General features: G+C 42.9%; 19 protein-coding genes and 1 pseudogene. 10 read left to right on the plus strand and 10 right to left on the minus strand.

The genetic code is table 11. The features are described 5' to 3' along the window. Positions 1–450: 450 nt before the first annotated feature. From dnaJ to NSTCB13_RS14495, 8 genes and pseudogenes are all read left to right on the plus strand, one after another. The gene (gene dnaJ, locus NSTCB13_RS14460; RefSeq protein WP_322668135.1) at positions 451–1,578 is read left to right on the plus strand and encodes a molecular chaperone DnaJ; all 1,128 of its coding nucleotides are present in this window, start codon (positions 451–453) and stop codon (positions 1,576–1,578) included. Further along, positions 1,578–1,835 carry a sulfurtransferase TusA family protein gene (locus NSTCB13_RS14465; protein WP_099102520.1) on the plus strand — a complete coding sequence of 86 codons (258 nt, stop codon included), beginning with the start codon at positions 1,578–1,580 and terminating at the stop codon, positions 1,833–1,835. Before dnaJ ends, NSTCB13_RS14465 begins: the two co-directional genes overlap by 1 nt. Further along, positions 1,832–2,977 carry a small ribosomal subunit biogenesis GTPase RsgA gene (gene rsgA, locus NSTCB13_RS14470; RefSeq protein ID WP_448272784.1) on the plus strand — a complete coding sequence of 382 codons (1,146 nt, stop codon included), beginning with the start codon at positions 1,832–1,834 and terminating at the stop codon, positions 2,975–2,977. Before NSTCB13_RS14465 ends, rsgA begins: the two co-directional genes overlap by 4 nt. 221 nt (positions 2,978–3,198) lie before the next feature. Beyond that, positions 3,199–3,920: pseudogene (locus NSTCB13_RS14475) on the plus strand (IS1 family transposase). Between the two features lie 118 nt (positions 3,921–4,038). Next, positions 4,039–4,800, plus strand: a complete 762-nt coding sequence (locus NSTCB13_RS14480; protein ID WP_448272785.1) for a Uma2 family endonuclease — start codon at positions 4,039–4,041, stop codon at positions 4,798–4,800. An 806-nt stretch (positions 4,801–5,606) separates the two neighbouring features. After that, positions 5,607–7,196, plus strand: a complete 1,590-nt coding sequence (locus NSTCB13_RS14485; protein ID WP_448272786.1) for a glycoside hydrolase family 57 protein — start codon at positions 5,607–5,609, stop codon at positions 7,194–7,196. 263 nt (positions 7,197–7,459) lie between these two features. Next, positions 7,460–7,603: a DUF6888 family protein gene (locus NSTCB13_RS14490; RefSeq protein ID WP_448272787.1), complete on the plus strand. Its 144-nt coding sequence runs from the start codon at positions 7,460–7,462 to the stop codon at positions 7,601–7,603. Then, complete coding sequence (locus NSTCB13_RS14495) at positions 7,587–7,784, plus strand: DUF6887 family protein (protein WP_335116743.1); 198 nt, start codon at positions 7,587–7,589, stop codon at positions 7,782–7,784. Before NSTCB13_RS14490 ends, NSTCB13_RS14495 begins: the two co-directional genes overlap by 17 nt. 82 nt (positions 7,785–7,866) lie before the next feature. Here NSTCB13_RS14495 and NSTCB13_RS14500 read toward each other — a convergent pair whose 3' ends face one another. Beyond that, positions 7,867–8,553 carry a Uma2 family endonuclease gene (locus tag NSTCB13_RS14500; RefSeq protein ID WP_448272788.1) on the minus strand — a complete coding sequence of 229 codons (687 nt, stop codon included), beginning with the start codon at positions 8,551–8,553 and terminating at the stop codon, positions 7,867–7,869. 120 nt (positions 8,554–8,673) lie between these two features. Between NSTCB13_RS14500 and NSTCB13_RS14505 the strand changes: the two genes are divergently transcribed. Next, a complete protein-coding gene (locus NSTCB13_RS14505) occupies positions 8,674–9,282 on the plus strand; it encodes a hypothetical protein (protein WP_448272789.1) in 609 nt (202 codons plus the stop codon). 14 nt (positions 9,283–9,296) lie between these two features. Here the strand turns inward: NSTCB13_RS14505 and NSTCB13_RS14510 are convergent, their stop codons facing one another. The 5 genes from NSTCB13_RS14510 to petC form a co-directional block, all read right to left on the minus strand. Continuing rightward, entirely contained in the window at positions 9,297–9,497 is a 201-nt protein-coding gene (locus tag NSTCB13_RS14510; RefSeq protein WP_448270061.1) for a cupin domain-containing protein, read from the minus strand. Further along, on the minus strand, positions 9,473–9,652 hold the full coding sequence (locus tag NSTCB13_RS14515) for a hypothetical protein (RefSeq protein ID WP_448272790.1): 180 nt from the start codon (positions 9,650–9,652) through the stop codon (positions 9,473–9,475). Before NSTCB13_RS14515 ends, NSTCB13_RS14510 begins: the two co-directional genes overlap by 25 nt. 98 nt (positions 9,653–9,750) lie before the next feature. Continuing rightward, complete coding sequence (locus NSTCB13_RS14520; RefSeq protein ID WP_448265295.1) at positions 9,751–10,425, minus strand: GIY-YIG nuclease family protein; 675 nt, start codon at positions 10,423–10,425, stop codon at positions 9,751–9,753. Positions 10,426–10,721: 296 nt separating this feature from the next. Beyond that, positions 10,722–11,723: a cytochrome f gene (gene petA / locus NSTCB13_RS14525; protein ID WP_448270063.1), complete on the minus strand. Its 1,002-nt coding sequence runs from the start codon at positions 11,721–11,723 to the stop codon at positions 10,722–10,724. Between the two features lie 98 nt (positions 11,724–11,821). After that, positions 11,822–12,361 (minus strand): cytochrome b6-f complex iron-sulfur subunit, encoded by a 540-nt coding sequence (gene petC, locus NSTCB13_RS14530; protein WP_289797433.1) that lies wholly within the window; start codon positions 12,359–12,361, stop codon positions 11,822–11,824. A gap of 229 nt (positions 12,362–12,590) precedes the next feature. On the opposite strand from petC, the gene NSTCB13_RS14535 reads away from it, so the two are divergent. After that, entirely contained in the window at positions 12,591–12,899 is a 309-nt protein-coding gene (locus NSTCB13_RS14535; RefSeq protein WP_322710417.1) for a DUF3067 family protein, read from the plus strand. A gap of 181 nt (positions 12,900–13,080) precedes the next feature. On the opposite strand, the gene NSTCB13_RS14540 is transcribed toward NSTCB13_RS14535, so the two are convergent. From NSTCB13_RS14540 to NSTCB13_RS14555, 4 genes are read right to left on the minus strand one after another with little or no spacing between them, the layout of a single operon-like run. Beyond that, a complete protein-coding gene (locus NSTCB13_RS14540; RefSeq protein WP_445627950.1) occupies positions 13,081–13,407 on the minus strand; it encodes a hypothetical protein in 327 nt (108 codons plus the stop codon). Then, the gene (locus tag NSTCB13_RS14545) at positions 13,397–13,765 is read right to left on the minus strand and encodes a hypothetical protein (RefSeq protein WP_448272791.1); all 369 of its coding nucleotides are present in this window, start codon (positions 13,763–13,765) and stop codon (positions 13,397–13,399) included. Before NSTCB13_RS14545 ends, NSTCB13_RS14540 begins: the two co-directional genes overlap by 11 nt. 46 nt (positions 13,766–13,811) lie before the next feature. Next, positions 13,812–15,026 (minus strand): Nramp family divalent metal transporter, encoded by a 1,215-nt coding sequence (locus tag NSTCB13_RS14550; RefSeq protein WP_448272792.1) that lies wholly within the window; start codon positions 15,024–15,026, stop codon positions 13,812–13,814. Beyond that, positions 15,023–15,451, minus strand: a complete 429-nt coding sequence (locus NSTCB13_RS14555) for a hypothetical protein (RefSeq protein WP_448272793.1) — start codon at positions 15,449–15,451, stop codon at positions 15,023–15,025. Before NSTCB13_RS14555 ends, NSTCB13_RS14550 begins: the two co-directional genes overlap by 4 nt. Positions 15,452–15,486 lie beyond the last annotated feature (35 nt).

The raw sequence follows: 15,486 nt of genomic DNA on the forward strand, positions 1-15,486 counted from the left end.
GGGCTGGGCAATGTGCAAGTTCAGAGCCACTTCCATTGCATAAGGGTGGTTTTCCACACCTAATGGTGCGGCTAGCCCCTCTGGTTGATGGGCGAGGTTTTCCTCTCCTACGTAGCACAATTGTAAAAGAGACAGCCGACTCGGCAGTGAGAAGTCTGAGCAGAGGCTCCCCCTGTTCCTAACTTCTATAGCTTTTGTCGTCTCCCACGAGGAAAGCACCTGTTGCTCAAGATTTGTCGGTGATTTTTGTAAAAGGTAAAGGGTAAAATCAGTTATTAATAAAAATTAATTTTATCTTCTGCCTGCCCTCCGGCAAGCCGCCCTCTAAAGGATAATGTGTTGCTCTTGCATCTCTGTAGGCAATAACACTTAATCCATAGGGTAGCAAGTGACCGTGAATGACGTTCTACTGACTTCTGCTTTCTTCCTTCTAACTTTTACCTTTGCTATATGGCCCGCGACTATTATGAAATCCTGGGTGTCTCTCGTGACACTGACAAAGAAGAAATCAAACAAGCCTATCGCCGTCTAGCCCGGAAATATCACCCAGATGTGAACAAAGAACCGGGGGCGGAGGATCGCTTTAAAGAAATTAACCGCGCTTATGAGGTACTCTCAGAACCCGAAACCCGCGCTCGTTACGATCGCTTTGGTCCAGAGGGTGTATCTGGTGCTGGCGCGGGTTTTCAAGATGTCGGCGATATGGGTGGTTTTGCTGATATCTTTGAAAGCATTTTTAGTGGCTTTGCTGGCGGTATGGGTAATCCCACCCAACAAAGACGCCGCAGTGGGCCCGCCAGGGGTGATGACCTGCGGCTAGATTTGAAGTTAGACTTTCGGGAAGCCATATTTGGCGGCGAAAAAGAAATTCGCATTTCCCATCTAGAAAATTGCGAAGTTTGTAGCGGTTCTGGTGCTAAACCTGGAACCCGCCCTCGGACTTGTTCGACTTGTGGCGGTTCGGCTCAAGTACGGCGTGTGACTAGAACACCCTTTGGCAGTTTCACCCAGGTCTCGACTTGTCCCACCTGTAATGGCACAGGGATGGTAATTGAAGATAAGTGTGACGCATGTGATGGTAAGGGTGCAAATCAAGTCACAAAGAAACTCAAAATTACTATTCCAGCGGGGGTGGATAATGGCACGCGTTTGCGGATTTCTAGTGAAGGAGATGCTGGTCAACGTAGTGGCCCTCCTGGGGATTTATACGTTTACTTGTTCGTAAATGAGGACGAGGAATTTCAACGAGATGGGATTAATATTCTCTCGGAAATCAAAATTAGCTACCTGCAAGCGATTTTAGGTTGTCGGTTAGAGGTAGATACAGTAGATGGGCCAGTAGAACTAATCATTCCAGCTGGAACTCAACCGAATACAGTGATGAAGTTGGAAAATCGCGGCGTACCCCGCTTGGGTAATCCCGTAAGTCGTGGGGATCACATGCTGAACGTATTAATTGATATTCCCAATAAAATCACCCCAGAGGAGAGGGAACTGCTGGAAAAGCTAGCTAAAATTAAGGGCGATCGCACTGGTAAAGGCGGTCTAGAAGGATTCTTGGGAAATTTATTTAAGTGATGATGCCCTCTTCTGTTTTAACTCCCGATGCTCAACTTGATTTACGCGGCACCCCTTGCCCGATTAATTTCGTGCGGACAAAACTACGTCTGGAGAAAATGCCATTGGGAGGTTTGCTAGAAGTCTGGTTAGACCCTGGTGAGCCGATTGAGCAGGTTCCTGATAGTTTGACAATGGCAGGTTATCAGGTGGAACAAATTACAGACTGCACTAGTTATTTTTCTCTGTTAGTGCGCCGTCCAGTTGCTAGCCAATGACAGGGAAAAATTTTGACGTAACTGGACAGTTATTGGGTACGGTGGTGGCTGTACAAGCTAATTTTTACCGAGTACAGATGGATCGAGAGGCAGGGGAGCAGAGGAGCATACTTCGACTGCGCTCAGTAACCAGGGGAGCAGAGGAGAAACTGGATTTAAATGCCTCTTTGCCCTCGCCTTCTCTGCTGCTTTGTACTCGGCGAACACGTCTGAAAAAAATTGGACAACAGGTGATGGTAGGCGATCGTGTTGTAATAGAAGAGCCAGATTGGGCTGGAGGACGGGGGGCGATCGCTGAGGTTTTACCCCGCCAAAGTGAGTTAGATCGTCCGGCGATCGCCAATGTCAACCAAATTCTCTTGGTATTTGCCGTTGCCGATCCACCTTTGGAACCTTATCAACTGAGTCGATTTCTCATTAAAGCTGAGTCTACTGGCTTGGATGTACTTTTATGTTTGAATAAAAGTGATTTAATTTCACCACCAGAACAACAACAAGTTAGCGATCGCCTGCTCGGTTGGGGCTATCAGCCAATATTTATCAGCGTTAAAGATGGTATTAATACTGACCAAGCAGCCAAATACCTGAGCAATAAAATTACTGTAATCGCTGGGCCTTCCGGCGTTGGCAAATCTAGCCTGATTAATACGCTGATTGACTCTCTTCAGTTGCGAGTCGGAGAAGTTTCTGGAAAGTTAGCTCGTGGTCGTCATACCACTCGCCATATAGAATTATTTGAGTTGCCTAGCGGTGGTTTACTGGCTGATACTCCCGGTTTTAATCAGCCGGACATGGATTGTATACCAGAAGAATTAATCCATTATTTCCCAGAAGCCAGAAAGCGGTTAGCAGTTGCTAGCTGTCGGTTTAGTGATTGTCTGCATCGAGACGAGCCTGAGTGCGTCGTTCGGGGAGACTGGGAACGATACGAACATTATTTAGAATTTTTGGACGCGGCGATCGCTCATCAAACACAGCTACATCAACAAGCCGATCCAGAATCCACCATGAAGTTAAAAAGCAAAAGCAAAGGCAAAGGGCAGAGTCAATACGAACCCAAGTTAGAAAGTAAAAAATATCGCCGGATTTCCCGAAAGACTCAGTTACAAGACTTGCAAGAGTTATATCGGGATGAGGAATAATATCGTGTCCGGTTAAAGACTTATCATTAAGACGGCAGGGGAGCAGCACTTCTCTACGAGACGCTGCGCGAACGACTACGCTCAGTGACCGAGGAGCAGGGGGGCAGGGGGAAAGAGAGTTTCCTGGTTTTTGCACAGATGCGGGAATTATAACTAATTAGGCGGACATGATATAAAAAGTGCGGCGTTGCAGAATAGAAATATGAATGAGAGCGATCGCTATGAAATGTCCAAGATGTGCATCATCGCACATTCGCAAGAATGGGCGGCAACGTGGTAAACAAAATTACATATGTGTAGACTGTAAACGTCAGTTTATCGAATCTTATGACCAGAAAGGTTACACGGAAGATATTAAAAGTGAGTGCTTAGAAATGTATGTAAATGGCTCTGGTTTCCGGGCCATAGAAAGAGTTAAAAAAGTACATCATACTACTGTGATAAATTGGGTGAAGCAACTAGGTAGTACTCTACCAGATACACCTTATAGAAGTGAAATACCAGAAGTTACCGAAGTTGATGAACTTGAAACCTTTGTTGGTTCAAAAAAAACAAAATTTGGTTGTGGACAGTAGTAAATCATAGCGTTGCGGGAATTATAGCTTGGGTTTTGGGCGATAGAAGTTCGGAAACGTTTAAACATTTGTGGATAGTAATAAAGTGTTGGCAATCTTATTTCTACGTCACAGATGGTTATCCTGTGTATCCTTGCTTCATTAGCAATGCGATGTCCACATCGTTAGTAAGACGTATATGACAAGAGTAGAAGGTGAAAATAGCCCTTTTTTGACATTATCTGGCTCGACTACATCGTAAAACTTTTTGTTACTCTAAAACCGAACAAATGCTGAAATACTCAATTCGGTTAGTAATACATTATCTTCAGTATGGCTCTGTGGCACTGCGGGCGCATAGCGCCCGCAAGTTTGAAGCGATCGCATGATTCATATTTTGATTCAGCAACGCCAAAAGTGCGATGTCTATAACAGGCTGCACCTACGCACTCATAATGCAAAGGTTAGTCACGATAGCATAGAGACAAACATAAAAAACTATCTTGTATGTCTCAGCCCCTTGCTGCCACCGGTAGTTTAGAAGATGTCACTGAGAGTATAATTTTCCCACCAGGTGATATCTTTAGTGACGAACCCCCCTTGGAATCTGACTTACACCGCGAACAAATTGATTTGCTTATCCGCCTGATTAAATGGTGGTGGCGCGATCGTCAGGATTTTTATGCTACCGGCAACTTGACAATCTATTTCAGTCCTAATCAGAAAAAATCAGAAGAATTTCGAGGGCCGGATTTCTTTGTGGTTTTAGATACAGAGAAAAAAGACCGCAAAAGCTGGGTTGTATGGCAAGAAGACGGCAAATACCCCAATGTGATTGTTGAGCTATTATCTAACTCCACTGCCTCTGTTGATAAAGGTTTGAAAAAACAAATATACCAGAATACATTTCGCACTCCAGATTACTTTTGGTTTGACCCAAATAACTTAGAATTACAGGGATTTCACATAGTTGATGGGCAATACCAAGAACTTGTACCCAATGAGTCGGGTTGGTTGTGGAGTCAGCAGTTAGGGCTGCATTTGGCAGTATATTTAGGGAAATTACGCTTTTTTACCCCAGATGGACAGCTGGTGATGTTGCCAGAGGAAGAAGCAAATCAACAGTTAGAGCAAACAAACCAACAGTTAGAGCAAACAAACCAACAGTTAGAGCAAACAAATCAACAACTAGAACAAGAACGTCAACGGGCTGCAATATTGGCAGAACGCTTGCAAGCCGCAGGTATTGATCCTGAGCAAATATTCTGAAAAATAGAATTTTAGCTCTAAACTAGACATGGAAAAATAATGCTATGAACCAAACAATATCTGAATAAAGTCCGTTGGACAACCTCAAACTTAGAATTACGAAGTTACCCAATTAAATACCGATCGCAACTTTGCTGGCCGATCGCAAAATCACATCATCATTGTTTCAGGTTTCGGCGTTCGAGTTCAGCATTTTTTGTATAATTCTGGCGTAGGCGTAGCCCGCACTTCTGGAGCGCCCGCTTTGCGTAGCTTGCTTCCACGAACGCGAACAGCGTGCCGTAGGCAAGTGGTACGGCTGCGCCCTTCTCTACGAGAGGCTGCGCCCGAAGCGTAGCTATGCCGCAGGCTTTACGGCTACGCTCAGGACAGGCTCAGTGACCATCGTAGGCATCGTTCCAACTCAACTTGATTGGAGAAAGCAAAATTTATGCATTCAAAATTGTTTGCATAGCGTCTCGTAAAGAAGAAAATTTCAGGGGTGGATTAAACGTTCAACTGAGCGCTCGCGGCGAAGCGCTGATTGAAACTGAAACTACCCGAACGTAGCTCAAAAATAATTATTAAACTCTCAAGCCGTAAAGGTCACAAAAGGACTGTAACTTAGAAACCTGATTTTTTTACTGCAATAAGCCAACCAAAAACTAGAACAGGAATGATAACGGGCTGAAAGATTGGCACAAGACTTTTAAATTGATTGAAAACTGCTATAAATCTACTTTACGATCCCCATAAAGTCTTAAAATATTGTTAATTTCTGCCAAACCTCTCGACCTTCAACTTATAAGTATCACCCCAAAATCACTATGGCTATCGGCTACGTCGCGCTTGTACTCCATGCACATCTGCCCTTCGTTCGTCACCCAGAAAGTGACTACGTGCTGGAGGAAGAATGGCTTTATGAAGCCATTACAGAAACATACATCCCCTTATTGAAAGTATTTGAAGGCTTAAAGCGAGACGGTATCGACTTTAAAATCACGATGAGTATGACACCCCCTTTAGTGTCGATGCTTCGCGATCCCCTGCTTCAAGAACGCTATGAATTACACTTAGCTCAACTAGAAGAACTTGTAGCACTAGAAGTAGAACATAATGTCAACAACGGGCATCTTCGTTATTTAGCCGAACATTACGCGACTGAGTTTAGCGAAGCGCGTCAGCTATGGAAACGCTACGACGGGGACTTGGTGACAGCTTTTAAGAAGTTCCAAGACAGTAACAACCTGGAAATTATCACTTGCGGCGCTACTCACGGCTATTTACCGTTGATGAAAATGTATCCCCAAGCTGTGTGGGCGCAAATTAAGGTAGCCTGCGAACATTACGAACAAACCTTTGGACAAGCACCTAGAGGCATTTGGTTGCCGGAATGTGCCTACTATGAAGGTTTAGAGCGGATGCTAGCTGATGCTGGGTTACGCTATTTCCTCACTGATGGGCATGGCATCCTTTACGCCCGTCCCCGGCCGCGCTTTGGCACTTATGCCCCAATTTATACAGAAACTGGTGTTGCTGTTTTTGGTCGAGATCATGAATCTTCCCAACAGGTATGGTCTTCTGAAGTAGGCTATCCTGGGGCAGCGGAATATCGGGAATTTTATAAAGATTTGGGCTGGGAAGCAGAATATGAGTATATCAAGCCCTACATTATGCCCAATGGTCAACGAAAAAACACGGGCATTAAATATCACAAAATTACGGGACGTGGCTTAGGTCTTTCAGATAAGGCGCTCTACGATCCTTATTGGGCTAGAGAAAAGGCAGCAGAACACGCTGCTAATTTTATGTATAATCGAGAGCGGCAATCTGAGCATCTCTATGGTATAATGCAACGACCGCCAATTATTGTTTCACCTTATGACGCAGAGTTATTTGGACATTGGTGGTATGAAGGCCCTTGGTTCATCGATTACCTATTCCGTAAGTCTTGGTATGACCAAGGAACATATCGAATGACCCATTTAGCAGACTATTTGCGGGAGCAGCCGACGCAGCAAGTTTGTCGTCCTTCGCAGTCTAGTTGGGGTTTTAAGGGTTTCCACGAGTATTGGTTGAATGAAACGAATGCGTGGGTTTATCCGCATTTGCACAAAGCTGCTGAACGGATGATTGAAATCTCGCAACTGGAGCCAGAAGATGAGTTGGGGTGGAAAGCATTGAACCAAGCAGCGCGGGAATTGTTATTAGCACAATCTTCCGACTGGGCATTTATTATGCGGACAGGAACGATGGTACCCTATGCAGTCAGACGGACGCGATCGCACCTAATGCGGTTCAATAAGCTCTATGAAGACGTGAAAATCGGTAAAATTGACAGTGGTTGGCTGGAAAAAGTCGAGTTAATGGATAATATCTTCCCGGAAATCAACTATCGAGTCTACCGTCCGCTATAGTCCAATACAGTTCAGTTAAGCATCTCTTTCTTCTCTCTGCTTACTCTGCGCCTTGGCGGTTCGTTAAAAAATTGACTTTGGTAACAGACTTTTAGCCTTAACTGAACCGTATTGCGCTATAGTCTTCACAAAAAGTAATTAACAGCAGTAGGGTGGGCATTGCTCACCCTATATTAGTAGTGAGGAGCGTTTACTTCGACAAAGCTCAGTACAAGTATTTTACTAACAACAGAGCAAGCCTTAGCTTGTGTACGGTTTGTCAAATGCTGTCAAATCTTTACAAAGACATCCGCTTATTTCGATTTGACGACACAACCGGGCAAGTTTACATCCTAGCTGAAGATGAAGTTAAAATCATAGTTTTGAGTAATGGAATCTGGGATTTTGTCAATGAACCAGAATTATGAGCAAATGAGTTTTACAGAGTTGAGAGCTTACGTGGTGGAAAACCGTGAAGATATTGAAGCTCTACGTTTTTTGATGAGCAAACGCGACCCTAATTCTCCAAAGTATCCTATGCCTGTGACAGAAGCTGATATGCAAGCCCAGATGGAAATCATCAGGCGTAAGATTAACGGAGAGCTTTGAAATTATTGTCTAATTCAGTAAGCATAATTAGGGTGGGTAAATCATACTCACCCTATTATTTTATTAACACTGCTGGATTTAGCTAAAGGCTATCTGGATCGATATTTAATTCTCGGAGTTTAACAGCTAATCTTTGCGCTTTCTCTTCTGCGGCTTGTCGTGCAGATGCTTCCTCTTCATGAGTTAGCAGTATTTGACTCGTAGCGGGATTGTAAAAACGGAGTTTTCCTGCTTCTAGGCGTAACTCTAGCCCCAAAACTTCACTGGGTAGAGATACTGTACCATCTGACAGGGTATTAGCTGCCACTGGAAAATAATTTCCATCGACCAATTGTAAACCCTGGAGTTGGGGATTGAGATAATCGCCTGTAGGGTCATATTGGAAATATTCACGCACTCCCAGAAAGGCGTAAATTCCTTTTTTTGCACCTTGGTCTTTGCTACGGGTGGTTTTTGAGGTAATCTCTAGAACAAAATCTGGGGTTTGATTATTTTCTTCCCAGGTTTTGTAAGAACGTCTGTCACAGTTTTCTACTCCAAACACCACAAATACATCGGGAGCAACAACTGATTCGGGATAACCTTTTTCGTAGTAAATAAATAGATTACCAGCTACGTATACATCTGGGTGATTTTGGAAATAAATTTCCAGCACAGTCGTAGCGTATACGAGACACTTGCGCTGTAAATCACCTTCAGCCATCGGCTTACCGTCCTCATCTGGATACTCAATCGGGGTAATGGGGATATACTCTACTGAGGTTGTCATGGGTAGTAACTCAACTCAACTAGGGCTAGATTAAATTTAGCATCTGAATTCTTTAGCCAAATAAAAAGTGAACCAAATTTCTTATGTTTCTCTAAGTTTAGTTATAGCACTGGAGGGAAAATGCACTTTTCTGCTTTAGTTATAATGCCATTAGATACAGACAATATCGAAACTAAAGTAAGAGAACTTTTAAGTTACTACAACGAAAATATAGAAGTTGAACCTTACAGAGAATACTTGAACTATGAGAAACTGGCAAACGAGATAAAACGCCTTGAAACTTTTCCTTTAGACAAGATTGAAAAAATGGCAGCAGATTGGGAAGTTTGTAGTAATGATTTGGAAGCTTTAGCCAAAATAGAATTGGAATGGTTTGAAGACGAAGTAGATGGCATTGATGAAAAAGGTGAATATAAAGTATTAACTTATAATCCTCAAGGCAAGTGGGATTGGTATCGTTTTATAGAATTTGAACCTGTAGAATCAGGAACACCTATACCCTATCCGTGTCGGGTTGCTGATTTACCTCAAGTAGTACCGTATGCGATTGTAACTCCCAATAGTGAATGGTATGAATTGGGCGAAGATGCAGGGATAAAAGCCTTTGTAAATACGTTAGAGGGAAATCAGATAGTCAGTGACGAAGAAGCTGAGTGGCAACTTAAAATTCAGGAAATTCTAGCGGACTATTCAGATTACCTTTGTGTTGCTTTAATGTGCCACAGATAATTTTCTTACTACAGCTAACTAACCAAAACCCGATCGCCAGAACTGGGAGACTGTGAAATTACCAAAAATTCCAGATTGCGTAGGCGTAGCCAGCCGTAGGCATCACTTTCATTGAGTATCTGATGAGGAACATTAGGCGGAACTTTTACACCTTCATGTTGAGAAAGCATTTGGTGGGAACCATCGATTTCTAAAGTTGCCTTTCCAGATAAGATAAAGAAAAACTGGTGCGAAGCTGGTGATAATGTTTCACCTTAAAAGTTTTTGGTAGCATAAGTTTGTGAATCAGGCTCAATGGTTGCTTAACAAGATGCCAGCTATGACAATTATTACCCCACAGATAATGCTCGGCAGTTTCTTTGTTAATCATTTGCTGTGCGCTTCAAATAACCTTTGCATCTCACCCAATATTTCCCTTTAGTTTGCTCCAACGGATTGTTAGGTGGCTGGTTTAGCAACAAGTTGAAACTAACGAGAGCGACGTTGATCAAGTTTGCCTCCTTCCTTTTCCCATTCATACGCTATCTGGTTGCAGGCTTCACTAGTGAAGAGAGGTGCACCAGTCATTATTAAATCGTAATCATCTAATTCATCAAGGAAACGATGGGCATTTATATCAATAGGATTTGTAGTTGGAAACATTTTTCCACTCTTAGCCCCAAAAATTGAAAGATCCATTCGTTCGATAATCTGATCCCTTGCTTTTGGATAAGTTAGTTGGGTAACTTCTAAGAAACATACATCTGTCAACTGAACAATTGCTATAGAAACGATATTTGGCTTTAGATAATCTTTGTACTTCTGTTCAATGCTCGGTAGAATATCCACTCGATTTGACGGAGCTACGTCACTAATTCTGTAAGCCATTGCAATTTCTTGAAGAACACGAATAGCTTCACGAACAGGGACTCGAAAAAATTCCCGATCTAAACTAGTGCGGTAAGCTGTAAATCTACTATGCAAGATATTTTCAACAACTTCACAATCCGATACTAACTCGTCATAAACCACAATGAAAGGTGTTGGAACCCCGGTAGTTTGTAGTTGTTTTGCTCTAAGATGAGAAGTTTTTTCTGTTCGTCCAATTTTGACTTGATCGGGAAATGATGGATTGAGTAGAATGTAGACGAAACCTTGAGCCATAGTATGTTATGATAAAGTGTTTAAAGTATAAGTATAATCCTATTAATTTTTTCCATTCATAAGCATTTAGCTTAATGGCTACCTCAACTCTGCCATCTTATCAATAGATTTTTTTTAAACACTTAATTCTTCCATAAATTATTCTTGAAAAAGGTCTATTTTGTTGTGATTTTAAAGCATTTACACTCAAAGTTTACTAGCAGTTAAGTCCCAACAAAATTTCCAGACCTCGTGTAACTAACATTAAAAAAGACAGGCAAGATGCCTGTCCTACAAATAATGATTTAGCAAAGAATTTAGAAATTCATCTCAGCAGCTTGAACTTTTTCAACCTGCTTCTTCTTCAGCACAAGCATAACTTGAGCCAACATTACAAGAGCGATGAATGCAATCATCCATTTGACTCTAGAGGCATCTTGCAATACGATTTCTCCATCTGTTTGACCGAATCCACCAACGTTCGGGTTGCTGGTCAAAGCATCACCAGTCTTAACTGCTTGACCTTCGGAAACAAGCAGGTCTGGGCCTAAAGGAATCGTATCAACAACAACATCACCCGATTCAGGTTGGATGTTTACTAGATATTTAACGTTACCGTCTCCATCTTCCTCTTTGGCAATCTTGGTAATTGTGCCAGTAGCGGAAGCGTTGTAAACAGCGTTGTTGCTCTTTTCGCCAGTAGGATAAACTTGTCCGCGTCCCCGATTACCACCTACGTGAACTGAATATTTACCGAAGTGGATGTTTTTGTCGGTTGCGGGGTTGGGAGAAAGAACTGGGAAGACGATTTCCTGATACTGTTCGCCAGGTAATGGGCCGACGATGACGACGTTATCTTTGTCTTCGCTGTAGGGTTGGTAGAAAGTGTCGCCAACTTCTTCTTTAAGTTCTTCGGAAAGACGGTCTTCAGGAGCAATCTTAAAGCCTTCAGGTAGCATCAGTACTGCACCGACGTTCAAGCCAACCTTAGAACCATCGGCACCAACTTGCTGAGCGCTTAGATCGTAGGGGATTTTCACCACAGCTTTGAATACAGTGTCAGGTAGCACCGATTGGGGAACTTCCACTTCTGTAACCTTGGCGGCTAGGTGACAGTTGGCACAAACAATTCGCCCTGTTGGTTCGCGGGGGGTTTCGGGATAGGTTTGCTGTGCCCAAAAAGGATAGGCGGCAGCTGATTGGGGAAGGGCTAGATCGCTGGTGAAGTAAAATGTCACAGTAGCGATCGCTATGAGCAATGTTTTTACAATCGCTCTAGCACTGCGAGTTAACCTCGCTGTTAGGAAAACATTTCTCATCTCTATAAGGGCGACAATTGAATTAGTCATTAGTCATTGGTCATTAGTCATTAGTCATTAAGCCCTGAACAAAGGACAAATGACTAAGGACAAAATTATTAACCCCACCAAGGTGCATCACCTGTGCGGAAGTCGGTTTCAGTCCAAGGGGTTAAAACGATTTTGTCGTCGTTGACGCTGGTATGGGCTAAAGCCAGAGACAGAGGTGCTGGGCCCCGAACAACTTTACCAGTTTCGTCATACTGAGAACCATGACAAGGACACTTGAATTTGTTCTCAGCAACGTTCCAGGGAACCACACAACCTAAGTGGGTGCAGATGGCGTTAATGCCATAATCTTTGATCGCCTCTTTGCTGTCTACCACAATATAGGTAGGATCTCCCTTTAGTCCTTGGACTAGGTTGCGATCGCCTGCATTCCGATTTTCTAGAAATTTAGTGACGCTAACATCGTTACCTAGCTCGTCTTTTGCTGTTGTACCGCCACCTGCGCCACCTGCTGCTGGTGGAATAAAGTACTTGACAACGGGATACAATGCACCCAGAGCTACTCCAGTGACAGTCCCAAAAGTGAGCAGATTCATGAACTGACGACGCCCCATATCGGGCACGTCTGCTGATTCAGAAAATTGAGCCATAATCTACGCGCTCTTTGTGTATTTTGTTAAGCATTTTGACAAAAGTACTAGTACTTGAGCAACTCTTGTCTAAGTCGAAATGCTAGCGCTGACAACGATGCCATAATTCTTTGTTCCAAGATATAAAAAGCATCTTTTCTGTTAGCATTACATTTCTTTATATCCTTATCATACTGGAGTCACGGAACTTAACATCATAACTAAATGTAAAATCTGATTGAGAAAAGCTATGACAGGACAGGAATTACGCCAGATGTTGCTTGATAAGTGGGGATATTCTTACGATGTCCAGTTCCGGCGGACACAGGGAAAGATATTTTTGCAAGTAATGTGGAAATATCTAGAGCAAGCTTCTTTTCCCTTGAGTGAGGCGGAGTACCAAGAACATCTCGATCGCATTGCCAATTATCTTCATGCCTTGGGTGGGTCAACACAGGTACAAACTTTTATTGCCCAAACCCGCGATCGCCCCCGGCTTGGCAAGGCTGTCAGCATCCCTCTAGATTTGGGCGAACGTTCTTCGGAATGGATATTGTGACCAATTATTTGATTAACTTTAATCAATTTCTCCTTAATTACAGTATTTTTTATGCAAAAATACTTTGAAAAAAATCGGCTTGAGCCTTAAATGCAACTCAGAGAAGCGATCGCAAGTTCCGTAGCTCTCATATTTCGTGAAACTGCTTGATAGCCAGAGCAGTCAAACATACGTTAGATTTTTATTTTTTGGAAGTCTCTAATGCTTTTAAATCATCTAAGGTACAGAGCAAACGAGGCTTTTCAGGGTCAGTCAAATCTAGCTGCTCCCAAGATATTGTATAGCCACTGCGGATCTTGTGTGCCCCAAGAAAATGTAAGATTCTCAATCCAATTGCCCAAGCCGATAGTCTTTCTAACATCGCAGTGGTTCCAATTAGATATTCCTGAATAACCCATTCTTCACCTTGCTGTTCGGCACGCACTTCCTCAATGCGTCCGACGGGTTTACCAGTTGAATCCAATACTTGTTTGCCTAGTAGTAATTCCAGATGAATTTCACTTACCATGTTCTGCCCCTGGAATTCGGCCAATAATGTGTTTCTGAAGCCATTTTTCATAAGCTAATGCCGGAGTTTGGTCAGCTTCAATCTCGACTTCGACATCAATACCAACATCCCGCACTTTTGACCACGGAATTCTCAAGGGTTCGCTTTGTTTAGCACCCCAGCTACTTTCAATTGCTGCTACCCACCTGCCTAAACGTGGATGAATACGTCGTGCAAGAATTGTCATACCAGTTTCGATATAAGTGAGTCGTGGCGCTTCTCCATCGCGTAACTCTATGACAATTCCATCGACTTTGCCCAGATGGCGACGATCGCTGTCAACTAATTGGTTATCGAGTACATCTCTAATAATGTCCATTTTCTTTCACTTCCAGTTGATGATTAACAAGAACGCACAGCAGCAATCACCCTCCAAGAATTTCTAGTGGGATAGCAACGATCGCTAACACGAATGTCAGCACAATTGTAAAGATGACAACACTATTACTTATCCAACCGTTGCGATACTTGCCAACATATAATTCATCATTCATCAATACCAAAAATGGCACAATCACAGGCGGCAAAATCACTGCTGTAATCGCCATTGAAAACAAAGTCAATTGCAACGGGTCGATTCCAAATACCATTAATAAAGAAGCGAGAAAGACAAACACAGTGTAGACCAAACTAAAGCGGGCGGCATCTTTTGGTTTCAGATTTTCGCCCCAATTCCAACCAAAGGATTGAGCAACAATATAAGCTGTGTCGAGAGTCACCTCCAGTGCTGCACCAAAGCAAGCAATGCCCAAGGACACTGCAAATAGTACAAAGCCCCAGTAACCAAAAGTTTCTGTCAACATCAACGCTGCTTGTTCGTAGCTATCTACCTCAACGCCTTTGGGTTTGAGTACCAATGCTGACACAATCAGCACCCCTAGCGATACGACGCTACCAAAGCTCATCCCTAAACCGGCAACTGCACGATTTACACCGATATACTCTTCATCCCATTTATCTTCGACTGCCCCAGATGAGTAAAAGTAAAATAAATAGGGGCTAATCAAAGCCCCCAAAATCCCAACTCCAAGATATAAATAATGAGCAGTATCTTGTTGTGGCAGAGTTGGCAACAAACCACTGCCAAGTTGTGTTAGAGATGGATGCAACTTGAAAGTAGCGACAACAAAAACTAGTGTCACCAAGCCTAATACAGAAATACCATTTTCAATAATGCCAAAGTTGCCGTACCAAATTAGCAACCAAATTGCAAAGGCAACGGGTAAAGCATACCACTGAAAGCTAATCCCTGTTAGCAGTTGTAAGGCAATGCAAACACCACCAATTTCCGCTGCTAACACTAGAAAATCAACTACGACTTCTGCAATCAGTGGAATAATATAAAAATTAAATCCAAAACGTTCGCGTACCGCAGCAGCTAAAGTATGTTTGCTAACTGCTGCTAACCGCCCAGACATTTCTACCAAAAAAATCACACAAATTGTACCCAGGATAATCGCCCAGATTAGTTGAAAGCCGAAAATAGATCCAGCCTCGGCTGCTGTAGCGATCGCACCCACATCCAAGAAGCCACCTATACTAGTCACAATCCCCAGCGCGATTTCAAAAATTTTCTTCATGGTTTATTCTGCTGTGGTAGTTGCGAGTCTAGCGTTTGTCCTTCTAGCGATAAATCCTTAAGTCTTTGTGCCACTACAGAATGATTTTCTTGTTCGACTGCGGTTGACATTTGCTCTGTGATTTTTGCTAACCGTTTAATACGATCTAAAAGTTCTAACTTGTAAGGCTGGGGAATAGCTGTAGATGATTCTATCTGGGCGATGTTGTCGGTTTCTGTTTGCAACTCTTGTTGTGCTTTCTTGAGTGTTTGTTTTGCATAGACTTTTGGCACAGCACCTCGTACCCAAGCATCAGCAACCATTTTGCTTGTAGCTGTCCATGATTTTACAGTTTGTAGTTCTTGTGTAAGCTTATCTGTGGCTGCTTCGCTACAAGCGGTTAATAATGTCAACCCTAATAAATAACCTATAAATATCTTTTTCATCAGATGTCCGTCTTCGTAGTCCTCCTGAGAACCGA

It is taken from the genome of Nostoc sp. DSM 114160 (assembly GCF_053470305.1).